This is a genomic window from Streptomyces sp. TM32, from assembly GCF_004122755.1.
Lineage (GTDB): Bacteria > Actinomycetota > Actinomycetes > Streptomycetales > Streptomycetaceae > Streptomyces > Streptomyces sioyaensis.
Window position 1 is genome coordinate 1 of sequence record NZ_SDIG01000073.1, and the last position, 23,428, is coordinate 23,428.

15 protein-coding genes, 1 pseudogene and 1 riboswitch are annotated in these 23,428 nt (G+C 72.8%); of the genes and pseudogenes, 10 read left to right on the forward strand and 6 right to left on the reverse strand.

The window, feature by feature from the left end; translation table 11 throughout:
* Positions 1 to 155: 155 nt before the first annotated feature.
* From EST92_RS17580 to EST92_RS17590, 3 genes are all read left to right on the forward strand, one after another.
* Positions 156 to 1,454 carry an ATP-binding protein gene (locus EST92_RS17580; protein ID WP_129281860.1) on the forward strand — a complete coding sequence of 433 codons (1,299 nt, stop codon included), beginning with the start codon at positions 156 to 158 and terminating at the stop codon, positions 1,452 to 1,454.
* 89 nt (positions 1,455 to 1,543) lie between these two features.
* Positions 1,544 to 2,257, forward strand: a complete 714-nt coding sequence (locus tag EST92_RS17585) for a response regulator transcription factor (RefSeq protein ID WP_129281861.1) — start codon at positions 1,544 to 1,546, stop codon at positions 2,255 to 2,257.
* Positions 2,258 to 2,450: 193 nt separating this feature from the next.
* Positions 2,451 to 3,575, forward strand: a complete 1,125-nt coding sequence (locus tag EST92_RS17590; protein ID WP_129281862.1) for an alpha/beta hydrolase-fold protein — start codon at positions 2,451 to 2,453, stop codon at positions 3,573 to 3,575.
* Between the two features lie 141 nt (positions 3,576 to 3,716).
* On the opposite strand, the gene EST92_RS17595 is transcribed toward EST92_RS17590, so the two are convergent.
* The gene (locus tag EST92_RS17595) at positions 3,717 to 4,850 is read right to left on the reverse strand and encodes a C40 family peptidase (protein WP_129281863.1); all 1,134 of its coding nucleotides are present in this window, start codon (positions 4,848 to 4,850) and stop codon (positions 3,717 to 3,719) included.
* 325 nt (positions 4,851 to 5,175) lie between these two features.
* Between EST92_RS17595 and EST92_RS17600 the strand changes: the two genes are divergently transcribed.
* Positions 5,176 to 5,529, forward strand: a complete 354-nt coding sequence (locus EST92_RS17600) for a hypothetical protein (RefSeq protein WP_129281864.1) — start codon at positions 5,176 to 5,178, stop codon at positions 5,527 to 5,529.
* 215 nt (positions 5,530 to 5,744) lie between these two features.
* Here the strand turns inward: EST92_RS17600 and EST92_RS17605 are convergent, their stop codons facing one another.
* The gene (locus EST92_RS17605) at positions 5,745 to 6,881 is read right to left on the reverse strand and encodes a C40 family peptidase (RefSeq protein ID WP_174244043.1); all 1,137 of its coding nucleotides are present in this window, start codon (positions 6,879 to 6,881) and stop codon (positions 5,745 to 5,747) included.
* Positions 6,882 to 6,888: 7 nt separating this feature from the next.
* Positions 6,889 to 7,073, reverse strand: a riboswitch (cyclic di-AMP (ydaO/yuaA leader).
* 285 nt (positions 7,074 to 7,358) lie between these two features.
* Here EST92_RS17605 and pcrA point away from each other — a divergent pair.
* Positions 7,359 to 9,800, forward strand: coding sequence for a DNA helicase PcrA (pcrA, locus tag EST92_RS17610; RefSeq protein WP_129281866.1), 2,442 nt, complete (start codon positions 7,359 to 7,361; stop codon positions 9,798 to 9,800).
* 36 nt (positions 9,801 to 9,836) lie between these two features.
* Here the strand turns inward: pcrA and EST92_RS17615 are convergent, their stop codons facing one another.
* Positions 9,837 to 11,741 carry a M23 family metallopeptidase gene (locus EST92_RS17615; protein ID WP_129281867.1) on the reverse strand — a complete coding sequence of 635 codons (1,905 nt, stop codon included), beginning with the start codon at positions 11,739 to 11,741 and terminating at the stop codon, positions 9,837 to 9,839.
* A gap of 277 nt (positions 11,742 to 12,018) precedes the next feature.
* Positions 12,019 to 12,966 carry an alpha/beta fold hydrolase gene (locus tag EST92_RS17620; protein WP_174244044.1) on the reverse strand — a complete coding sequence of 316 codons (948 nt, stop codon included), beginning with the start codon at positions 12,964 to 12,966 and terminating at the stop codon, positions 12,019 to 12,021.
* 375 nt (positions 12,967 to 13,341) lie between these two features.
* Here EST92_RS17620 and EST92_RS17625 point away from each other — a divergent pair, with 375 nt between their 5' ends.
* Positions 13,342 to 13,800, forward strand: coding sequence for a cobalamin B12-binding domain-containing protein (locus tag EST92_RS17625; RefSeq protein WP_129248469.1), 459 nt, complete (start codon positions 13,342 to 13,344; stop codon positions 13,798 to 13,800).
* Positions 13,801 to 13,859: 59 nt separating this feature from the next.
* Here EST92_RS17625 and EST92_RS17630 read toward each other — a convergent pair whose 3' ends face one another.
* Together EST92_RS17630 and EST92_RS17635 are read right to left on the reverse strand one after the other, a co-directional pair.
* The gene (locus EST92_RS17630) at positions 13,860 to 15,611 is read right to left on the reverse strand and encodes a DUF5691 domain-containing protein (protein WP_254068886.1); all 1,752 of its coding nucleotides are present in this window, start codon (positions 15,609 to 15,611) and stop codon (positions 13,860 to 13,862) included.
* A 94-nt stretch (positions 15,612 to 15,705) separates the two neighbouring features.
* A complete protein-coding gene (locus tag EST92_RS17635) occupies positions 15,706 to 17,106 on the reverse strand; it encodes an SWIM zinc finger family protein (protein ID WP_129281868.1) in 1,401 nt (466 codons plus the stop codon).
* A 167-nt stretch (positions 17,107 to 17,273) separates the two neighbouring features.
* Here EST92_RS17635 and EST92_RS17640 point away from each other — a divergent pair, with 167 nt between their 5' ends.
* From EST92_RS17640 to EST92_RS17650, 4 genes and pseudogenes are all read left to right on the forward strand, one after another.
* Positions 17,274 to 18,452 (forward strand): AAA family ATPase, encoded by a 1,179-nt coding sequence (locus EST92_RS17640; protein ID WP_129281869.1) that lies wholly within the window; start codon positions 17,274 to 17,276, stop codon positions 18,450 to 18,452.
* Positions 18,449 to 20,935 (forward strand): annotated as a pseudogene (locus EST92_RS32590) (DUF5682 family protein); the annotation flags it as partial. The gene EST92_RS17640 and the pseudogene EST92_RS32590, both read left to right, overlap by 4 nt.
* A 594-nt stretch (positions 20,936 to 21,529) precedes the next feature.
* Positions 21,530 to 22,318, forward strand: coding sequence for a VWA domain-containing protein (locus EST92_RS32595; RefSeq protein ID WP_275540884.1), 789 nt, complete (start codon positions 21,530 to 21,532; stop codon positions 22,316 to 22,318).
* 133 nt (positions 22,319 to 22,451) lie between these two features.
* Positions 22,452 to 23,351, forward strand: coding sequence for a hypothetical protein (locus tag EST92_RS17650; protein ID WP_129281871.1), 900 nt, complete (start codon positions 22,452 to 22,454; stop codon positions 23,349 to 23,351).
* Positions 23,352 to 23,428 lie beyond the last annotated feature (77 nt).

The window sequence follows — 23,428 nt, forward strand, 5'->3', positions numbered from 1 at the left end:
CGACGATCGAGGCACCGATGAGCAGTGCGATCAGCGCGAAGACCTGGCCCCGGTCCGGCTCCCCGCCCGTCCGGTACCACCTGGTGAAAGTTCAGGGACGGCTTCAGGGTCGTCCCTGATGCCTCGTGCCGCGGCGTCGTGTGACCATCGGGGACATGACCACCGCCCCACCCCGTGCCGAGACGGGCTACGCCCCGGCGCCGGACCCGGATGACCCGCCCGTGCGGAAGCTGTACCGCAGCGCCGACGGGCGGCTGCTCGGCGGTGTCGCGCGCGGCCTGGCGGGGCATCTCGGGCTGCCGGTCTCCTGGGTGCGGATCGTGTTCGTGGCCCTGTTCATGGCCGACGGCATGGGCGCCCTGCTGTATGCCGCGTTCTGGTTCTTCGTCCCGCTGGGCGTCGGCGGCGTGGAGCACCGGCACCCCGCCGCGGCCGACGGGAAGCGCCGCCTGCCGCGGCACAAGCCCGACCGGGGCCAGGTCTTCGCGCTGATCGCACTGCTCATCGGTGCCTCGATCGTCGCCTCCCGGTTCCAGCTGGGCCGGGCCGACGGCTATGTCTGGCCGGTGCTGCTGATCGGCGCCGGTGTCGCCCTGGTGTGGCGTCAGGCGGACAACTCCCGGCGCGCCCAGTGGCTGGAGCTGGGCCGCCGCAAGGGCGTGCTGCCCGTGCTGCGTGGCGCGGCCGGTGTACTGCTGGTCTGCGTCGGGGTGACCATCATCGTCGTGCTGCAGGGATCGGTGCGCCATCTCGGCTCGGTGCTGCAGGCCGCCCTCGCCGTCGTCGTCGGCATCGCCCTGCTGGCGGGCCCCTATCTCGTCCGGATGACCCAGGACCTCTCCGAGGAGCGGCTGATGCGCATCCGTGCCCAGGAGCGGGCCGAAGTGGCCGCCCATGTCCATGACTCGGTCCTGCACACCCTCACCCTGATCCAGCGCAACGCCGACGCCCCCCGGGAGGTGGCGCGGCTGGCCCGTGCCCAGGAGCGCGAACTGCGCGCCTGGCTCTACAAGCCCGAGGGCCGCGGCAAGGAGGAGGACGAGGAGCCGGCCACCGTGGCGGAGGCGGTCCGCAAGGCGGCGGCCGAGGTCGAGGACCACCACGGCGTCCCCATCGAGGTCGTGGTCGTCGGTGACTGCCCGCTGGACGAGGCGCTCGGCGCCCAGATGCAGGCCGCACGCGAGGCGATGGTCAATGCCGCCAAGTACGGTGGCGAGGGCGGCGCGGTGCAGGTGTTCGCCGAGGTGGAGGGCCGCACGGTCTTCGTCTCGGTGCGCGACCGCGGCCCCGGATTCGACCTGGACGCGGTCCCCGAGGACCGGATGGGCGTACGGGAGTCCATCATCGGACGGATGGAGCGCAACGGCGGGACGGCCCGGCTGCGCTCCGCTCCCGAGGGCGGCACCGTCGTCGAGCTGGAAATGGAACGCGCGGCGCAGGAGCACGACGCATGACGGCGCCGGGCCGCGGGCGGCCGGTGGCGACACCGCGGGCCGGCGCACGGGATGATGACGGGGCAGACACCGAAGGACGGGCGGAAGAGATGACCAGCGAGGGCGCACAGCAGGACGTGGCCGCCGGCGGGGCGGCCGGGGACCGGACCGTACGGGTCGTGCTGGTCGACGACCACCGGATGTTCCGTACCGGCGTGCAGGCCGAGATCGGCGAGACGGGGCGCACCGGCGTCGAGGTGGTCGGCGAGGCCGCCGATGTCGACCAGGCGGTCACGGTCATCACCACCACCCGCCCCGAGGTCGTCCTCCTGGACGTCCACCTCCCCGGGGGCGGCGGCGTCGAGGTGCTGCGCCGCAGCGCCGCGATGATGGCCGACGCCGAGCGCCCGGTCCGCTTCCTCGCGCTCTCCGTCTCCGACGCGGCCGAGGACGTCATCGGCGTCATCCGCGGCGGCGCCCGCGGCTACGTCACCAAAACGATCACGGGCACGGACCTGGTCGACGCGATCTTCCGGGTCGCCGACGGCGACGCGGTCTTCTCGCCGCGGCTGGCCGGCTTCGTCCTGGACGCCTTCGCCTCGACGGACGCCCCGCCGATCGACGAGGACCTCGACCGCCTCACCCAGCGCGAGCGGGAGGTCCTCCGGCTGATCGCCCGCGGCTATGCGTACAAGGAGATCGCCAAGCAGCTGTTCATCTCCGTGAAGACGGTCGAGTCCCATGTCTCCGCGGTGCTGCGCAAGCTCCAGCTCTCCAACCGCCATGAGCTGACGCGCTGGGCGGCGGCCCGGCGACTGGTCTGACCTGCGGGCCCGGCGCGGGAGTCGAGGAGCGGCGGACGACGGAGGCGGGTGTGACGGGGGTGTAAAGAAGCACCAAAGACGGGCAACCAGGACGACGCGGATCGCCATCTAACGGCGCGGAGAGGCTCACTGCCGAAGGCGGGGCCGGAACCATCCCCAATCCTTCGCGTAGCTGTCCTGGAAGCGAGACCCGATGAGCCTGACGGGCACGCCCTTCTTTCTCACCTCGATCACGCTGTTGATTGTGGCCGTTGTGCTGCCGCTCGCCCTGTGGGGGCGGATAGCCGGGCCGCCCCTGGTGCGCGGCCTCGCACGGCTGTTGATGCTGTTGTTCGCCCAGGCCACGGCCATCACCGTGGTCTTCGTCCTGGTCAACAACGCCAACAACCTCTACGACACCTGGGGCGATCTGCTCGGCACCGACAGCCATGTCGCGGCGGCCCGGGACCTCGGCCCCGACGGCATGGGCGGCCAGCAGATCAAGAACGAGCCCAAGCAGATACAGCGGTTCCGCCCGGCCGACGACCCCAAGGTGGGCCCCGGTGTGCAGATGACCGACCTCAAGGGCCGGATATCCGGGGTCGTCGGCGAGGTGTACGTCTGGCTGCCGCCGCAGTACAACGACCCGGCCTACAAGAACAAGAAGTTCCCGGTGGTCGAGCTGCTGCCCGGCTACCCCGGCTCGGCGAAGTCCTGGTTCGGCTCGATCCACGTGGCCGAACAGCTCCAGCCGCTGATGCAGAGCGGCCAGGTCAAGCCGGCCATCCTGGTGGCGCCGCGCACCGATCTCCTCGCCGGCGCGGACACCGGATGCGTCAACGTCCCCGGGCAGGTCAACGCCGACAGCTGGCTGACCGTCGACGTACGCAAGATGGTCATCGACAACTTCCGGGCCGGCGACAAGCCGGACTCCTGGGCCCTGGCCGGCTACTCGGCCGGCGCGCACTGCGCCGCCAAGCTCGCGCTGTCCCACCCGGACCGCTACCGCGCCGGGGTCGCCATGTCCGGCTACAACGACCCGGCGCTGGAACGCGATTCACTCGCCGGCAAGGACCCCAAGCTGCGCATCGAGTCCAATCCGCTGCACATCCTGAAGTCCGCCAACGCGGCAGGGAAGCCGCCGCGGTCCGCGCTGTACGTGTCGGGCGCGGCGGGCGACGGCTACCAGGCCGGCATCGGTCTGCGCCAGCTCGCGAAGCGTCCGACGACGGTGACCGTCCAGCTGATCCCGGCGAACGCGGGCGGTCACACCATGGTGGTGTGGCGCCATCAGGTACCGGAGATCTTCCGCTGGCTGGGGATGTACCTCCGGGCGTGAGCCCTCCGCCCGGTTCAGGTCCCGCGCTCAAGCCCCTGAGTCGGGACCTGAGTCGGTACCTGAACCGGGCGGGCGGGCGCCGGCACTCCTGAGCCGGTACGGCCGCCGCCGACGGTCCCGGCCGGCCCACCCCGGCCCGTCCTAAGCCGGCCGGGTAGCCGCCGCGAACGGCATCTGGTCGATCGGCGCGATCCGTACAGGCGCCCCCGGGTGCGGTGCGTGGATCATCTTGCCGCCCCCGATGTAGAGCCCCACATGGCTGATGCCGGAGTAGAAGAACACCAGGTCACCGGGGGCGAGTTGGGACCGGTCGATCCGCGGTCCGGAGCTGATCTGGGTGTAGGTGGTCCGAGGCAGGGCGACGCCGCCGGACTTCCAGGCGGCCTGGGTCAGTCCCGAGCAGTCGTACGCGGAGGGTCCGGTCGCGCCCCAGACGTACGGCTTGCCCAGGGCGGCGTAGGCGAAGGAAACGGCCCGCGCGGCACGGGGGTTGGGGGCGGCGTCCGCGGCGGCCCCTGGGCCGTGGGTGATCCCGTCGAGGGGGCCGTCCGCGCGCGCCCCCCGGTCCGCACGTGCCGTACGGGTCGTACCGACACCGTCCGTACCGACACCGTCCCGTGCCGCCATCCGCTGCCGCTGCTCGGCGGTCAGCCGGTTCAGCAACTGCTCGGCGGCGTCCAGCTTGTGGACGACCGTGACCCGGTGCTTCTTCAGCGTGGCCTCGGTGGCCGCCAGCCGCTCCGCGGTCTCCTCGGCCCGCTGCCGGACCTGCCGTACGCTGCCGAGCCGGCGCGCGTAACCGGCCACCGCGGTCGCCTGATGACTGCCCGCACGCTCCAGCACCGCGGCGCCGTCCAGATAGCGCTGCGGGTCCGCGGACAGCAGCAGTCGTACGGTCGGGTCCACCCCGCCGGAGCGGTACTGGCTCGCGGCCACGGCCCCCAGCTCGGTGCGGGCGGCGTTGAGCTTCCGGGTCCGGCGGGCGGCCTCGTCCTGCAGCCTGCTCAGCTCCTGGCGTGCGGTGCCGGCGGCTTCCTTCGCACCGTTGTAGTTCTGCGTGGCCACCTCTGCCTCCTGGTACAGCGCGTTGATCCGGCCCTTGACCTGGGCGGGGGTGAGCGGGGATGCGGCCTGGCCGGTGCCGTCGAAGACGGTGGCGGTGGCGGCACCCGCGAGTGCCAGCGTGGCGGCGGTACGGGCGGTGCGTGTGCCGCCGGTCAGCGAGGCGAGCGGATGCTGCCTGGGCTTGCGGTGCGAGGCCACGGTGGCCGTCACTTCCTTCCCTTCGAGCCGCGGGGCCGGCAGCGGTCCGTAACGGGGGCCACGAACCGCCGCCGCACCTCGCGGCGGGGCGGCCGACAGGACGCCGGTGGGGGGCCGGCGAAGGCGGGGAGTCGACCGCCTGGAGGAGGACGCTAAGCCTGGGTGTCGCGCCAGGGAGCCCACTTGCCCGGCATTGTTCGCTTTCGACCGGTGCCGGTGTGCGGATGACCGTGCCGTCGGCGGCTGCACGGCCGGTACCGGTCCGGCATGACCGAAGCGACGATTGTGGGCGCCCTGCCCGCGGGGCCGTGCTATGCGGCGGCTACGATCCCGCACTATGGACGTAGTAATCAATCTCTTCGTCGGCCTGCACATCATCGGCATCGCCGCCCTGCTCGGCGGCTTCCTGACCCAGATGAAGGCGATGGGCGCGGGCACCGCCCGCTTCGTGCCGGCCATGCTGCACGGCGCGCTGACGATGCTGGTCACCGGCGTCGCGCTGGTCGGCCTCAACCAGGCCGAGGGCCACCACGTCAACACCATCAAGATCGGCATCAAGATGGCCGTGCTGGTGGTGATCCTGGCGCTGGTCTACGTCAAGCGGGACGAGGAGACGGTCGCCAAGCCGCTCTTCGGCGCGGTCGGGGCGCTGACCGTGGCCAACATCTTCATCGCGGTGCTCTGGACCTGAGCGGCGCAAGCGGACCACCGCCCCCAAGGGTGCAAGCGGACCACCGCCCCAAGGGCGCAAGCGGACCACCGCCCCAAGGGCGCCGGCGGGCCCCCGCCCCGAAACAGCACACCGCGCGGTCCTCGCACTCCGGATCCGGAGGCGATGGCCGCGCGGTGGCGTGTGGGGGGTGGCCGTGGGGGGTGGTTCGGTGGGGGAGCATCGGGCGCCGGGCCTCAGCCCGGGCGGACGCTCCCGTAGATCGGCATGTAGTAGATCGACTCCTCCCGGACGCTGGCGCCCGGGTGCGGGGCGTGGATCATCTTGCCGCCGCCTATGTACATCCCGACGTGGCTGATGTCGTCGAAGAAGAAGACCAGGTCACCGGGTTGCAGATCCTTGGTGGCCACCCGCTGGCCGACCTTGACCTGGTCCCAGGTGGTCCGCGGCAGCGTGACGCCGGCCGCCTTCCACGCCGCCTGCGTCAGCCCCGAGCAGTCGTAGGAGCTGGGTCCGGTGGCGCCCCAGACGTACGGCTTGCCGATCTGGGCGCGGGCGAACGCGAGCGCCTTCTCGGCCTTGGTGGAGGACGAGTCGCCGGTCGAGCTGCCACCGGTCTGGCCGCCCGTCGAACCACCACCCGTCTGCTGCCGCTGGCGCTCGCGCTCCTGCTGCCTGCGCGCCTCTTCCTCGGCCTTGCGCTTGGCGGCCGCCTCCTTCTGGCGCTCCAGCTCGGCCAGCCGCGCCTTCTCCTGGGCGGTCAGCCGGGACAGCAGCTGACGGGCCTCGGACAGCTTGTCCTGGACGGAGCGCTTGGACTCCTTGAGGGAGGCCTGGGACTTCTGCAGACGCTCCAGGCTGTCGGTCGCCGAGGCCCGCTGGCGCGCCGCGGCGGCCGCCTGCTCCTGGTAGTCGGTGACGGCCTGCTTCTCCCGGCTGGTCAGCCGCTCCATGAGATGGCTGCGGTCGAAGAACTGCTGCGGGTCCTTGGCGAGCATCAGCTGCGCCGTCGGGTTCATCCCGCCGGTGCGGTACTGCGCCGAGGCGAACATGCCCAGCTGGTGCCGGGAGCGGTTCATCTGCTCGGCGCGCTTGGCGGCGGCATCGAGCAGGCCGTCGACGGTGTGGCGCTGTGCGTCGGCGCGCTCCTTGGCCCCGTTGTACTTCTCGGTGGCCAGCTCGGCCTGGTGGTAGAGGTCGTCGACCTTCTTCTTGACCTCTTCGATGGTGGGCTTGGGCGCTCGGGGAGCCGCGTCGGCGGACTGCGAGAGCAGGGTGACCGACGCGAGGGCTGCGGTGGTGAGCCCGGCAGCCGTGCGGCGGCCTCCGGGCGAGGCGAGGACGCTGGTGCGCGGCTTGCGATGGGACGCCAAGGCCGGCAACTCCTTCCGTGGACCGCCTACCGGGTTAGCTGTCGGGTTCGGGCGGTGTCGATGACGGAAGGCTTGCCCTACGGTCCTGACGTCCGCCTGAGGCGGCCGTACGGACCGATTCACCCCGGTGGTGCTGGTGGGTCCCCGGCTCCGGGTGCCGTGGGGCAGGGCCGGACTCGGCGCGGCGGCTCGTGCGGACGCTGTCGTACGCGGGGAGGCGGGCCGCCTGAGCGAGGACGTTAGCCAACTCGTGTGGCTCCTGTGAAGGCTGATGTTCGATATGCCCGAAACCTTTTTGTGACCTGAACGCGATCCGGGGGTTGTTGTGGCAGATGTCGGATTCGGGTAGACGAGGCGCCGGCCCGGCCGCCCCGGACCCGGCACGCTGATCTGCGCACCGCCGTCGAGCCCCGAATTCCGCCGACAATCGGCACTCCGCGGCGGGCTGTCAGTGCGGCGGCCTAGACTCGGTGGGCGATGAGCAGCCTCTTTGACGACAGCTTCCTGGCGGACCTCGGCCACAAGGGCGAGGAGCCCCCGCCGCCTCCCGAGGACGAGCACGAGCCGGCCCCCGAGGAGATCCCCGACGACCTCTTCGGCGGGAAATACGACGCGCCCGGCCCCCGGGAGACGTACTACCGCGACGGCGCCGCCCGCCCCGCCGTCGATCCCGCCACGCTGCTCGAAGGGCTCAACGACGAGCAGAAGGCCGCCGTGGTGCACACCGGCGGCCCGCTGCTGATCGTCGCCGGCGCCGGCTCCGGCAAGACCCGGGTGCTCACCCACCGCATCGCTCATCTGCTGGCCGAGCGCCATGTCCACCCCGGCCAGATCCTCGCGATCACCTTCACCAACAAGGCCGCGGGCGAGATGAAGGAGCGCGTCGAGGAGCTCGTCGGCCCCCGGGCGAACGCCATGTGGGTCTCCACCTTCCACAGCGCCTGCGTCCGCATCCTGCGCCGCGAGTCCAAGAAGCTGGGCTTCACCTCGTCCTTCTCGATCTACGACGCCGCCGACTCCAAGCGCCTGATGGCCCTGGTCTGCCGTGATCTTGATCTGGACCCCAAGCGCTACCCGCCCAAGTCCTTCAGCGCGAAGATCTCCAACCTCAAGAACGAGCTCATCGACGAGGAGACCTTCGCCGGGACGGCATCCGATGGTTTCGAGAAGACGCTGGCCGAGGCGTACGCGATGTACCAGGCGCGGCTGCGCGAGGCCAACGCCCTGGACTTCGACGACATCATCATGACGACGGTCCATCTGCTCCAGGCCTTCCCCGACGTCGCCGACCACTACCGCCGCCGCTTCCGCCACGTCCTCGTCGACGAGTACCAGGACACCAACCACGCCCAGTACACCCTCGTCCGCGAGCTGGTCGGCCCCGCCGAATCCGCGGCCGAGCTGTGCGTCGTCGGTGACGCCGACCAGTCGATCTACGCCTTCCGCGGCGCCACCATCCGCAACATCCTCCAGTTCGAGGAGGACTACCCCGACGCGACCACGATCCTGCTGGAGCAGAACTACCGCTCCTCGCAGACGATCCTGTCCGCCGCCAACGCCGTCATCGAGCGCAACGAGAACCGCCGCCCCAAGAACCTCTGGACGGACGCCGGCAGCGGCCCCGGGATCACCGGCTACGTCGCCGACACCGAGCACGACGAGGCGCAGTTCGTCGCCGACGAGATCGACCGCCTGACGGACGCCGGGGACGCCAGGGCCGGCGATGTCGCCGTCTTCTACCGCACCAACGCCCAGTCCCGGGTCTTCGAGGAGATCTTCATCCGGGTCGGGCTGCCCTACAAGGTCGTCGGCGGAGTGCGCTTCTACGAGCGCAAGGAGGTCCGCGACGTCCTCGCCTATCTCCGGGTGCTCGCCAACCCCGAGGACACCGTCCCGCTGCGCCGTATCCTGAACGTCCCCAAGCGCGGCATCGGCGACCGTGCCGAGGCGATGATCGACGCCCTCTCGCTCCGCGAGAAGATCACCTTCCCGCAGGCCCTGCGCCGGGTCGACGAGGCGTACGGCATGGCGGCCCGCTCCGCCAACGCCGTCAAGCGCTTCAACGTCCTCATGGAGGAGCTGCGCACCATCGTCGAGTCCGGCGCCGGCCCGGCCACCGTCCTGGAAGCGGTCCTGGAGCGCACGGGCTATCTCGCCGAGCTCCAGGCCTCCACCGATCCGCAGGACGAGACCCGGATCGAGAACCTCCAGGAACTCGCCGCAGTGGCCCTGGAATTCGAGCAGGACCGCGGGGAAGACAACCCCGGCACCCTCGCCGACTTCCTGGAGCAGGTCGCACTGGTCGCCGACTCCGACCAGATCCCGGACGAGGACGAGGAGGGCAGCGGCGTCATCACCCTCATGACGCTGCACACCGCCAAGGGCCTGGAATTCCCGGTGGTCTTCCTGACCGGCATGGAGGACGGCGTCTTTCCGCACATGCGCGCGCTGGGCCAGACCAAGGAGCTGGAGGAGGAGCGCCGGCTGGCCTACGTCGGCATCACCCGCGCCCGCGAGCGCCTCTATGTCACCCGCTCGACGATGCGCAGCGCCTGGGGCCAGCCCTCGTACAACCCGCCCTCCCGGTTCCTGGAGGAGATCCCGGGCGAGTACGTCGAGTGGAAGCGCACCGGCCAGGCGACACCGTCCGCGTCGATGGGCGCGCTGTCGGGCGGCGGCCTCGGCTCCGGCCTGTCGTCGTCGCGCAACAAGGGGCCGAGCGGCTTCGCCACCCGCCGCACGAAGGACCGCCCGGTGGTCGCGCTGGCCATCGGCGACCGCGTCACCCACGACAGCTTCGGGCTCGGCACGGTCGTGGGCGTCAAGGGCAGCGGCGACAACGCCGAGGCGACCATCGACTTCGGCGGCGAGAAGCCCAAGCGGCTGCTGCTGCGGTACGCGCCGGTGGAGAAGCTGTAGGGGCAGAAGCGGTAACGGAGGCCGTACGGGGGGCGGTCAGTTCGGGTCGAGGCCGTGGCTGCGCAGCCACGGCTGCGGGTCGACCGCCGCCCCGCCGCCCGGGCGCACCTCGAAGTGCAGATGCGGTCCGGTGGAGTTGCCGGAGTTGCCCGAATAGGCAATCCGGTCACCGGCCTTGACCTGTCCGGAGCGGATCTTGGTGCTGCTCAGATGGCAGTACCACGTCTCGGTGCCGTCGGGCGCCGTCACGATCGCCATGTTGCCGTAGGCGGAGTTCCACTGGGTGCGGATGGTGCCGTCGGTGGCGGACATGACCGGGGTGCCGTAACTGACCGGGAAGTCGATTCCGGTGTGCACGGACATCCAGTTGACGCCGGCCTGGCCGAAGGTGGCGCTCAGCCCGTGCTGGGTCACCGGCAGCACGAACTTGGGGCGCATGGCCTCCTTGCGGGCCGCCGCCTCCGCCTTGCGCTTGCGGTCCAGCGCCTGGCGTTCCTTGAGGTCGATCCGCTCCTGGGTACGGCTGGCCCGGTCGCGGAAGTCGTCCGCGCTGGCGCTGAGTCCGGCGAGCTGGGTGTCGAGCTTGCTGTTGGCCGCGGCCGGTTTGACGGCCCCCGCGTCGGGCGCGGCCTGCGTGGTCGCCTCCGCCTTGTCGTCCCCGCCGAAGTGGGCGACGGACGCGGCGGCCACGGCGCAGACGCCCAAGGCGGCGACCGACGGGACGGCGACGGTCAGCAGCGCCGACCGTTTCGCCGGGCGCCGCCGGCCCCGGCCGCGGACGGCCTTCCCGGCGTCCGGCTGGGCGGCCCGGCGGCCGGCGGGGGCGTCGGCCGCGACCGGGATCGGCATGGCCTGCGTCATGGCGTCCGCGACGGCGGCGGCGTCGCTCAGGTCGCCGTGCTCCTCGGCGTCACCGGGGCCGGCGGGGGAGTTGCCGTCCGCGCCGTGCCGTGCGGTGTCGTAGCCGTCGGACTCGTACGGGCTGCTGCCGTGCCGGTCGCTCCCGGCGGGTGTGGTCTGGAAGGACGCGGTGTCGAAGGGGGCGGTCTCGTCCCACGCGATGCCGTCCCAGTGGGCGGTCTCGGCCGCGGGCGGGCCGGCCTGCGGCGGGATCCCGGCGATCAGTCCCTGGTCGGTGGTCGACCAGATCGCCGTGGTCTCGTAGCTCGCGGTCTCCTGAAGCGCGGTCTCCTGGAGCGCGGTGGCCTGCCGGCCGAGGGCGTCGAAGCCGCCGGTGCTCTCGAAGGTCTCGGCCGTCTCGTAGGCGCCGGTGGCGTAACTGCCACTGTCGTAACTGCTGGTCGCGTAACCGCCGGTGTCGCAGCCGCCGGTGGCAACACCTCCGGTGGAAAAGCTTCCGGTGTCGAACCCGCCGTACCCGTAAGAGGTGGCTTCGTACGCGGTCGTCCCGTATCCGGCGGCTTCGAACCCGGATGTGTCGTACGCGGACGAGGGGGAGTACCCGGTGGTGTCGTGCGCCGGCTGCTCGTAGCCGGTGTGCGCGTACGGGTCGTAGCCCCCGGCGGCCGACTGCGGGTCGGCGACGGCGTAGGCGCCGGTGTCGTAGCCACCGGTGTCCCACTGCATCGTGGGGTACGCGCCGGTGCCGTAGGCATCGCCGGGCTGGCCGCCATCGGCCGGAGCGGCCCCGCCGTCATACGCGCCGGTGTGGAAGGTGCCCGTGCCGTACGCACTCATCCCGTACACCCCCGCGCCGTATGCACCGGTGTCGTACATCCCGGTGTCATAGGTGCCGGTGTCGTACATGCCGGTTTCGTACGAGCCGGGGAGCGAGCCGAAGAGCGGGTCGCCGTCGCCGTATTGGGCGGTGCCGGCCGAGGACTGCTGCCCGTAGGAGTCGTAGGCCGGATAGTGCGCATACGAGGCGTCGGAAGCAGAGCCGGTCGGAGGCTGAGCCTCCGATGGGTGACGGTCGTTCACCAACTTCTCTTTCGCCTCGGCAGCAGGAGAATTAGCGGCGACTGTACCCGGCGGTTTGCGATGGCGACAATCTTCAACTGGTTTTGCGTTCGGCCAGACCGGGCATTTGGCCGCCTTTCGGCGGTCCCATGCGCCCTCTTGGCGCCTCGTTCGAGGTTTGTTCGGCAACACGTCAAGATCGTGTCGCCCGTGGAGCGTCACTGATGCGTCGCACGAGGCGCGAGCGGGCCGCGAGCAGGTCGTTGGTGGCCGTCGGTGCCGTGGGTACGGCCTCGGGTCAGGCCACCGAAATGGCGTCCGCCGCCCCTTTTGCCTCCTCCGCCGAGGTCAGCGCCGCGCGTATGCCGGCGGCGACGGTGCCGTTGACCGGCAGGGCGAGGTGTCCGACACCGGCGACATGCACATTCTCGGCGATCACATCCGGGTGATCGATTCTGGCCGTCGTGGCCGGAATCATCACTTGGTCCGCCTCACTCCAGAAGGCCACGAATCGGGTGCGGCAATTCGGTGCCGGAAGCGACAACTCCGCGATCACCTCGGAATCGGGCCGCATCTGCCGGACGATCGGGTGCGCCGACATCAGGGGCGCGATACGGGTGCCGGAGTGCGGAGTGCCGAGCGTGATCACCGTACGGACACGGGCATCGCCGCCGAGCCGCTGGACGTAATAGCGGGCGATGAGCCCGCCGAGGCTGTGGCCCACGATGTCCACCCGGCGATGACCGGTCCGCGCGCACACGTCCGCCACATGACGGCCGAGCAACTCGGCGGCCTTACGGAGATCGCAGGTCAGCGGGGAGTAGTTGAGCGCCTCGACATGGCACCAGCCGTGCCGTTGCAGCGAGCGGCGCAGCAGGACGAAGACGGAACGGTTGTCGATGAAGCCGTGGAGCAGGAGGACCGGCGGATGCGCACGGCCCTCGGTCGGCAGCAGCGTGGGCGCAGCGACGGCGGGCTGCGGGACCTTCGGTGTCAGCCGCCCGTCCGTCGGACGCCCGTCGGGAGGTTCGGCGGACGGGGGCGGTGCGGGGCACGGCACGGGGCGTTCCTGGGAGATACCGGTCGGATAGAGCAGTACATGGGCGGCGAGCACCGCCAGGTCGACGACCGTGCTGCGGAGCAGAAGGGGAGAGGTGCGGGTGGGGAGCCGGCGCGCGCACTGGAGCGGTGCGGCGAGCAGGCGCGCGAGCAGAAGGGGTGCGGAGAGAAAGGGCAGGGCCTGCATGCCGACCTCCCGAACGGCACGCGGGAGGCGACCGTGACCCCCGTATGCCCTCGTGGGAAGCCATGCGCAGCGGCGGCGGGCCCGCGGCGCGGCCCGCCCTGATGCGCGCCCGGCGGCGCGGTGGTTCGACTGCGGCTCCCCGTGCGCCCGGCCCACGTGCGCTCCGCCACAAGTCCCTGGCGTGACGACACGTGGAACGCGGCGCATAGCGAACGTGTCCCAGGTGTGATTTCCCCCTCCCCGGATGTCACGAAACGGCTGGGTACGGGATGCTGGCGATAACGTTCGTTCACGCTCGTGGCCGCCGGATCGCGGTCGCGCGATCGATTGTCGGCTCGGCGGCACCACAGTGCCGTGCATGGCTTGGAGGCAGTGATGAGTGTGGCTCGGCAGGACGGGGCGCAAGCGGGGAGCCAGGGCGCGGCGGGCAGGTCGGGGCCGATCCGTGTGGTGGTGGCCAAGCCGGGTCTGGACGGGCACGACCGGGGTGCCAAGGTCATCGCGCGGGCGCTGCGGGACGCCGGCATGGAGGTGATCTACACCGGGCTGCACCAGACCCCGGAGCAGATCGTCGACACCGCGATCCAGGAGGACGCCGACGCGATCGGGCTGTCCATCCTCTCCGGCGCCCACAACACCCTCTTCGCGAAGGTCATCGCCCTCCTGGAGGAACGCGACGCGGCGGACATCAAGGTCTTCGGCGGTGGCATCATCCCCGAGGCCGACATCCCGCCGCTCAAGGCACAGGGCGTCGCGGAGATCTTCACGCCGGGCGCGACGACCGCCTCGATCGTGGAGTGGGTCCAGGCGAACGTCCGCTCGCTGGCGGTCTGAGCCGGCGCCGGGCACGTCCACCACGCGGGCACCCCCTGGGGCGGCCGGGGCGCGGCGGGTCACGGCGTCCTCCGGGCGGATTCACCGGCCGGCACGGGGGCGGCGGGCGGCGGCGTGAGTTCGGCACGCATCGTGGCGCGCAGGCGCAGGGTGCCGACCAGCCGTTGGAAGGCCTCGGACCAGTAGCCGCAGGAGCCCGGTGAGGCGCCCTCCGGCTCGTCCGTGACCGCGGTGAGCATGTCGAGACGGTCCGCGGCCGCCGGGTCCAGACAGCGCTCGGCCAGACCCATCACCCCGCTGAAGCTCCAGGGGTAGCTGCCCGCGTCCCGGGCGATGTCCAGCGCGTCCACGACGGCGCGGCCCAGCGGCTCCGCCCAGGGGACCGCGCACACCCCGAGCATCCGGAACGCGTCCGACAAGCCGTGCGCCGCGATGAACTCCGCGACCCACCGGGCCCGTTCGTCCCCGGGCAGCACGGCCAGCAGCTTCGTCAGGTCCCGCGACGAGCCGGCCGGTGAGACCTCGGCGGCCTGGGGCGGTGCGCCCGGCGCGCCGAGCAGCGCCCGCGCCCAGTCGGCGTTCTGCTGGCGCACCGCGGCCCGGCACCAGGCGTCGTGCAGCTCCGTCCGCCAGTCGTCCGCCACCGGCAGCGCGACGATCGCCGCCGGCGCCCGGTCCGCGAAGCGCTCGCGCCAGCTGTCCAGCGGCGTCGCCTCCACCAACTGGCCCAGCCACCAGGACCGTTCGCCCCTCCCGGAGGGCGGCTTGGGTGCCACGCCGTCCCGTTGCATCGCCGCGTCGCACTCGTGCGGCGCCTCCACCGCGATCCTCGTGGTGCCCGACGTACGGTCCGGGCCGATGCAGGTGTGCGCACGCTCGGCCATACGGGCCGCGAACGCGGAGCCGGGGAGGGTGGAGAGGAACTCGGCGGCCGTGGCGCGGACATTGCGGCTGCGGTCGGACAGTGCCCGTTCGAGGAAGGGCTCATCCGCCGCCGAGAGGTCCACGCGCAGCGAGTCGAGGAACATCAGGCGGTCCTCGGCCCGTTCCGTGGACCAGGTCGTGGCCAGCAGCGCCAGGCCGGCCGGCGGGTCGTGCCGGCGCAGCGCGGTCAACAGGGCGACCCGCTCCGCGAACAGGCCCTCCTCCCACTGCTGCCGTACGCCCTCGGGGTCGTCACCGAGGGGGAGCCCGGCCGGGCCGCCGGTCCCGCGGAGCGCGAACTTCCACTCGTCGTTGAGCCGCGCCAGCCACAGGGCGCGCGGCCCCGCCAGCGCCAGCGCGGCGGCCCGCAGATCCGTACGGGCCCGGGCGGCGTCGAGCAGCTCCGGAAGCAGTGCCTCCGGGGCGCGGTAGCCGTATCCGTCGGCGGCGGCCAGCCACTGCGGGAGCAGTTCGGTGAGGTCGGGGGCCGTCCCGCGGCGGCTGCTGCCTCCGGCGCCGCCGCGGTCGGCGAGCAGCAGGGAGAGCCGGCGGCGGGCCGCGGGCGGCAGCGGGGGCCGCGGATCGGCCGGGGCCGGGGCGGGCCGCTCGCCGGCCGGCGCGGGGCGCTGCTCGGCGCGCCGGCGCACCGTGCTCACCGCGGCCGCGTCCAGGAGTGCGGCCGCGCTGCCCTGACCGGACCGCATCGCCACCGGCGGGGTCCGCCGCTCGGTCCCGAGGAGCGCGGCACTCACGAGGGCGGACCAGTCGGCCGGGGCGACCGGGCCGGAGGAGGCGGCGGGGGGTGTGGAGGCGCTGCTCGGGCTGCTCGTGACGTGTGTGGTGGGCGTGATGTTCGTGGGGGGCATGATGTTCGTGGTGCTCGTCATGCTCGTCGTGCCCTTCTTCCGGTCTTCCAGGCATCGGTGATGGACGGCTTGCGCGGAGGGCGGGGAGCCGCGGCGGGCGGAGCCGGGGGCCGGGTCACAGGGACACCGGAGTGGGATCCCAGACAGTCAGCGGCAGAAAGCCGCGGTGACCGCATTCGCCGAAGACCGTGACCGGCGCCCCGCCCGATATGGCGGCCAGCTGCCACCGACCGGCTCGGCCGGAACAGCGCGGGTCCAGTGGCAGCGCCGACTCGCCATCCGCATCGGCCAGTTGCCAGTTCGCCCCGTCGCGGCCCGGTATGGGCGTGACGTCGGTGAGCACCACCGGCCAGGAATCCAGCCAGGGGTCATCGCGCAGCGCATCGCCGTACGCGGTCAGGGCGGCATCGATGCCGCAGCCGGGTGGCACCGGCCCGGGGGCAGTGGGGGCGTGCCGCTCGCCCAGGGCCGCACGCAGCGGGCGGGCGCCGGGGTAGTAGGCGAGGTCCGCGTCGAGGACCAGACCGGGCGGCAGGGCCAGGTCCAGCGGGCGGTGGGGGCCTCCGAACGAGAGATGCAGCGCCATCCGACCGGTCCGCTCGCCCCGCAGAAAGATTCTGCGGGTGAGCAACTTGCCGTCATCGCTGTCCTGTTGGGCGAGGACCAGCCAGCGGTCCCGGACCGTCGCCGCGTCGGGTCCGGTCAGCAGTTCCGCCGCCTCGGTGGTGAGTCCGACGCGGGAGCGGACCGTCGCCGCGAGCGGAGTCGGCAGCCGGTCGAGGCCGAGGAATGCCTGATCGAGGAGGTGCAGCAGCGCGCACTCCTCCAGCAGCCGGGCCGGCCAGTCGGCGCCGGATACCACCACCGACCCCAACTCCCTTACCCGCGCGGCGAGTCCGGGCGCCTGGGCGTCGACCATGCGGGCGGCCGTTTCGTCCCAGGAGCCGCCCGCGCTCCCGGAACCACCCGGAGGGGAATCGCCCCCGCCGGCGCGTCCGGCCGAGGCCAGGCCGGAGTGGAGCAGGTCCTCCAGGCGCTGTTCCAGTTCCACGGCGCCGGCGCCGATCCGCTGCATCCGGCGGGCGGCCCGCCGCTCGGCGGCCTCCGGATCGGCGGGCGCACGCGACCCGGCGCCCCCGCCCGGTGCCGCGCCCGCGGGTCGCCCGGCGCGCTCGCGGCGCCCGGCCAGCCACTCGACCGCCCACGACGCCGGCTCCCCGGCCGCCACCGCCAGGTCCCCGCCGCCCGCCCAGAGCAGCAGCAGTCCCAGCGCATGCTTGCACGGAAATTTGCGGCTCGGGCAACTGCACATGAAGGCCGGGCCGTTGAGGTCCACCACGGTCCGGTAGGGCTGCTTTCCGCTGCCCTTGCACTGCCCCCACACCGCGGCCTCGTCCGCGCCCGTTTCCGACCACGGCTCGGGTGCCGCGAGTTTGCCGCCCGCCTTCCGTGATGCCTCGTCAGGCGCCAGCGCGAGCACCTGATCCGTCGTCCAGCGTTCCCCCTGCGGATTCATGTCCCCGACGCTACGACCCGCCACTGACAATCACCCTCGACCGTGCCGAACTCGCAGGCCGGCGACGCTTTTCGGGGCGTTGTCAGTGGTCTGGTGCAGGCTTGATTCCGCAAGCGGCCGCAGCGTTTTCGCGGTGCCGGCCGCAGACGTGAGGACAAGGGGGAAACATGTCCGGGAACAGCTTCAGGGCGGCGGACGACACGAAGAATCCGGCGGGCGGGACGATCCCGGAAGCCGCGGGCGGGACGGCCCCGGCGGCCGCGGGCGGCGCTGCGCTGCGCCCGCATGCCGAAGACAGCTTCGCGGCGGAGCTCGCGGCCCTCGCCGCGGCCGACGACCGGCCGCGGCCGGAGCGCTGGCGGCTCTCGCCGTGGGCGGTCGCCACCTATCTGCTCGGCGGCACGCTCGCGGACGGCACGGTCATCACACCGAAATACGTCGGCCCGCGCCGCATCGTGGAGGTCGCGGTGACCACCCTCGCGACGGACCGCGCACTGCTCCTGCTCGGCGTGCCCGGCACGGCGAAGACCTGGGTGTCCGAACATCTGGCGGCGGCCGTCAGCGGCGATTCCACCCTGCTGGTGCAGGGCACGGCCGGCACTCCTGAGGAGGCGATCCGCTACGGCTGGAACTACGCCCAGCTGCTCGCGAACGGCCCCAGCCGCGAGGCGCTGGTGCCCAGCCCGGTGATGCGCGCGATGGCGCAGGGCATGACCGCGCGGGTCGAGGAGCTGACCCGGATCCCCGCCGACGTACAGGACACGCTCATCACGGTCCTGTCGGAGAAGACCCTGCCGATCCCCGAGTTGGGGCAGGAGGTGCAGGCCGTCCGCGGCTTCAATCTGATCGCCACCGCCAACGACCGCGACCGCGGGGTCAATGAACTCTCCAGCGCACTGCGCCGCCGCTTCAACACCGTCGTACTCCCGCTGCCCGCGACCCCCGACGAAGAGGTGGACATCGTCTCCCGCCGGGTCGAGCAGATCGGACGCTCGCTGGACCTCCCGGCCGGTCCGGAGGGGCTGGACGAGATCCGCCGGGTCGTCACGGTCTTCCGCGAGCTGCGCTCGGGCACCACCGCCGACGGCCGGACCAAGCTCAAATCCCCTTCCGGCACCCTCTCCACGGCCGAGGCCATCTCGGTGGTGACCAACGGCCTGGCGCTGGCCACCCACTTCGGGGACGGCGTGCTGCGTTCCGGGGACGTCGCCGCGGGCATCCTGGGCGCCGTGGTCCGCGACCCGGCCGCGGACCGGGTCGTATGGCAGGAGTACCTCGAAACGGTGGTGCGCGAGCGCGACGGCTGGAAGGACTTCTACCGCGCCTGCCGTGAGGTGAGCGCATGACCGGGCCGCTGCTGCTCGGGGTGCGGCATCACGGCCCCGGATCGGCACGGGCGGTGCGCACCGCCCTGGAGCAGTACACCCCCGCCGCGGTCCTGATCGAGGGGCCGCCGGAGGCGGACGAGCTGGTACCGCTCGCCGCCCGCGAGGAGATGAGGCCGCCGGTCGCGCTGCTCGCCCATGCGCAGGACGACCCCGGCCGCGCGGCGTTCTGGCCGCTGGCCGAGTTCTCCCCGGAGTGGGTGGCGCTGCGCTGGGCCCTGCAGCACGGCGTCCCCGTCCGCTTCATCGATCTGCCCGCGGCCCACTCCCTGGCGATGGGGGAGGACGGGGAAGAGTCGGAAGGGGAGCTGTCCGGGGGAGAGGAGTCCGAGGGGGAGCAGCAGGAAGGGGATCGGTCCGGCGGCGTGGGGCCCGAGGGGGAGCAGCCGGAAGGCGGGAAGCCCGGCAGCGAGGGCCCCGAGGAGGATCAGGGTACCCAGGCCGATGTGCGGGTCGATCCGGTCCGGATGCTGGCCGAGGCGGCCGGGTACGACGATCCAGAGCGCTGGTGGGAGGACGTGGTCGAGCACCGCGGGGGCGGGGGGACCTCCCCGCGGAGCGGCGCCGAGAGCGGGGGAGAGCCCGATGCGGACGCCGCCGCCCCGTTCGCGGCGCTGGCCGAGGCGATGGCCGCGCTGCGGGAGGCCTACGGCGCCGGCGGCCATGACCGTGATCCGGTGCGCGAGGCCCATATGCGGCTGCGGCTGCGGGCCGCGCGCAAGGAGTTCGGGGACAACCTCGCCGTCGTGTGCGGAGCCTGGCACGTCCCGGCGCTGGCGCAGCGCACCACCGTGGCGGCCGACCGGCAACTGCTCAAGGGCCTGCCGAAGGTGAAGGCGACGGTGACCTGGGTGCCCTGGACACACCGGCGGCTGTCCCGGCACAGCGGTTACGGTGCCGGCATCGCCTCGCCCGGCTGGTACGGCCATCTCTTCAGCGCCCCCGACCGCCCCGTGGAACGCTGGCTGACCAAGGCCGCCGGGCTGCTCCGGGAGGAGGACTATGCCGTCTCGTCGGCGCATGTCATCGAGGCGGTGCGGCTCGCCGAGGGGCTGGCCACGGTGCGCGGCCGCCCGCTGGCCGGGCTGACGGAGCTGGACGACGCGATCCGGGCCGTCATGGGCGACGGCTCCGACGCCCCGTCCACGCTGATCCACGACCGGCTGGTGGTCGGTGAGGCGCTGGGCGAGGTCCCGGAGGACGCCCCCGCGGTGCCGCTGCAACGGGACATCGCCCGCACCCGGCGCAGCCTCCGGCTCGCACCGGAGGCCCGGGAACGGGAGCTGGAGCTGGATCTGCGCAAGGAGACCGACGCCGCGCGCAGCCGCCTGCTGCACCGGCTGCGGCTGCTCGGCATCCCCTGGGGGGAGCCCGCCGACTCCCGGGGCAGCACCGGCACCTTCCGGGAGACCTGGCGGCTGCGCTGGGAGCCCGAACTCTCGGTGCGGGTCGCGGAGGCCGGCATCTGGGGCACGACGGTGCTCTCGGCCGCCACCGCCAAGGCGGTTGCCGAGGCGTCAGGGGCGTCAAGGGCCTCCCGGGCCTCCGGGGCGGGCACGCTCGCCGGGGTGACGGCGCTCGCCGAGCGCTGTCTGCTCGCCGGGCTCACCGACGCCCTCCCGGTGGTGATGCAGGCACTGTCCGACCGTGCGGCGCTCGACGCGGACGTGGGCCATCTCGCCCAGGCGCTGCCCGCCCTCGTCCGGTCCGTGCGCTACGGCGATGTCCGCGGTACGCAATCCGCGGCGCTCCGTGAGGTCGCCATGGGCCTGGCCGAGCGGGTCTTCGTCGGACTGCCGCCGGCCTGCGCGGGCCTGGACGCCGACGGCGCCGCCGCCATGCACGGCCATCTCGACGCCACCCATCAGGCCGTCGGCCTCCTCGGCCGGCCGGAGTCCGGAGAGCAGCCGGCCCCCAAGAGCCTGCGGGCGCGGTGGGCCGCGGTACTGCACACGCTGAGCGAACGGGACGCCGTACCGGGGCTGATCCGCGGCCGAGCGGTCAGACTCCTGCTCGACGACGGCAAGTTGGGGGAGGACGGAGCCGAGCGGCTGATGGGGCTCGCCCTCTCGCCGGGCACCCCGCCCGTCGATGCCGCCGGATGGGTCGAGGGCTTCGTCGGCGGCGGGGACGGCGGCATGCTGCTGGTCCACGACGAACGGCTGCTCGCGCTGGTCGACGGCTGGCTGACCGGGGTGCCGGACGCGGCGTTCACGGACGTGCTGCCGCTGCTGCGCAGAACCTTCGCCGAGTACGAGGCCGGCGTGCGGCGCACCCTCGGCGAGCTGATCCGCCGCGGCCCCATGGCAACGCCCCGCCGGCCGCCGGGCGACGCCCCGGACGCCGCCGCGCCCGGCTTCGGCCCCGGCCTGGACCGCGACCGCGCCGCCGCCGTACTCCCCACACTGCGCCTGCTCCTGGGAATCGAACAGCAGGGCTTCGACAGCGAGCCGAGCGGGCCGGAAGGGCCCACCGGGCCGTCTGGGCCGGCTGGCCCGGCCGAGCCGACGGGACCGCCCGAGCCGATCGGCCCGACCGGAGTGACCGGCCCGGCCGAGCCGACTCAAGCGACTGCATCGGCGACTGCATCGGCTACTGCATCGGCGACTGCATCAGCGACCGCATCGGCTCAAGCCGCCGTCTCCGAGGCTCAAGCCGCCGTCTCCGAGGACGAACGGCTGCGTCGCTGGCGGCTGGTGCTCGGTGGGGGTGGCGCGGACGGTACGGGGTGCGAGTTGCGGGGGCGGGACGCGGCGATGGACGGGGCGCTGGCCTCGCTCTACGGCAGGGAGAGCGGCAACGGCGGCAAGAGGGCCGGCGGCGGCAGCCGTTCGGCGGGACTCGGGGCCTCGGCGCCCGGAGTGGCGCGCTGGCTCGGCGACATCCGTACGTACTTCCCGTCCTCCGTGGTGCAGGTGATGCAGCGGGACGCCATCGACCGGCTGGGGCTGTCCGCGCTGCTGCTGGAGCCGGAGATGCTGGAGGCCGTCGAAGCGGACGTCCATCTGGTGGGGACCCTGCTCTCGCTCAACCGGCTGATGCCGGAGACGGCCAAGGACTCCGCACGCGCCGTCGTCCGCAAGGTCGTCGAAGAGCTGGAGAAGAAGCTGGCGAACCGCACCCGCGCCGCCCTCACCGGTGCGCTGGACCGCTCCGCGCGGATCAGCCGGCCGCGCCACCGCGACATCGACTGGGACCGCACGATCCGGGCGAACCTCAAGAACTACCTCCCCGAGTACCGCACGGTCGTCCCCGAGCGGCTGATCGGCCACGGCCGCGCTGCGCAGTCGGTGAAGAAGGAAGTGGTGCTCTGCATCGACCAGTCCGGTTCGATGGCCGCCTCGGTCGTCCACGCCTCGGTGTTCGGCGCGGTGCTGGCCTCCATGCGGGCCATCGACACCCGGCTGGTCGTCTTCGACACCGCGGTGGTCGATCTGACGGACCAACTCGACGACCCGGTCGACGTGCTCTTCGGCACCCAGCTGGGCGGCGGCACGGACATCAATCGCGCGCTCGCCTACTGCCAGTCCCGGATCACCCGCCCCGCCGAAACCGTCGTCGTCCTCATCAGCGACCTCTACGAGGGCGGTATCCGCGACGAGATGCTCAAGCGGGTCGCCGCGATGAAGGCGTCCGGAGTGCAGTTCGTGACCTTGCTCGCACTGTCCGACGAGGGGGCACCGGCCTACGACCGTGACCACGCCGCGGCTCTCGCGGCCCTGGATGCACCGGCGTTCGCCTGTACGCCCGATCTGTTCCCCGACGTGATGGCGGCCGCTCTGGAGAAACGACCGCTGCCCATACCGGACATGGCGGAGCAACGGTGACAGGTAGCCCAGGGGGACTTGCGTGGCACCTGGCTGCTCATGCAAGGATCAGGGCATCGCTCGATCGCCCGCGACGCGCGTGACGCCGAGGCCTGAGCCCGGTTGTCCCCGTCCGTATGGGAAGGTCCCCTCCTTGTCCGCTGTGCTCGCCCTGCCTGCCGCCGTGCGCCTGCCGCGCACGGTGGCCGTGCGGCGTGCGCTGCTGGCCGGGCTCTTCCTGGTGGGCTTCGCCGCCCTCGGCTTCGCCTTCGGTCCCGGCGCCCATGCCGCCGACCGGGCGCGGACCGCGGACCTGCCCGGGGTCACGGCCCCGGCCAAGGCCCCGGCCGAGGCGTCCACCCCGGGCCGGGCCGCCACCCGGGACGGGGCGGCGGACCAGGCGGACCACGCGGACCGGGCGGACGAACTCTCCGGCTCCCGAGCCGCGTTGGCGCCGCAGGGCAAGGGCTCCGAGGCCAAGCTGGCCGAGCGCGCCCACGCTGCCTCCGACGCGGTGACCGAGGCCGTACGGCCCGCCGCCGACCAGGCCGCATCGGCCACCGGCCGGGTCACCCAGCCGGTGCGCCGCGTCGTGCGGGAGATCGGGGACTCGGCCGGCGCCGCGCTGCCCGTACACCTCCCGTCCGGCGAGCACACCGGTCGCCCGGGAGACGGCGGTACGCAGCAGCACGGCCGTACGCCGGGCGCTGACCGGCCGGCCGATTCGTGCACCGGCGCACCGGCCCACGCGGGCGCAGCCCGTTCGGCCCACCTCATCGGCGGCCTGCGCACGCCGGCCGCCGAGCACCCCTCGGCCACCGTCCACGAGCAGCGGGACCCGGGCCACCACGGCCTTCCGGGGGACTTCCCGCAGGGCCCGGTGGCGCCGGCCTCGCACAACGCGGGTGACGGCCACGGCCCCCGTGGCGGGGACCAGCACGCCGCCGATGCGGCGAACTCCCTGCGCTTCCGGCTCATTCCCGGTGGCGTCCGCACGGCCGATGGCGCTCCGACGCGTCGGCGTGCCGAAGAAATCCTCGAATTCCCGGGCTAGGGCAGACCGCTCCGCGTTTGTCACTGGACCTGCCGCGCGGGGGCGGGACAGGTCTGCCCTTTCACCCCTTTTTTTGA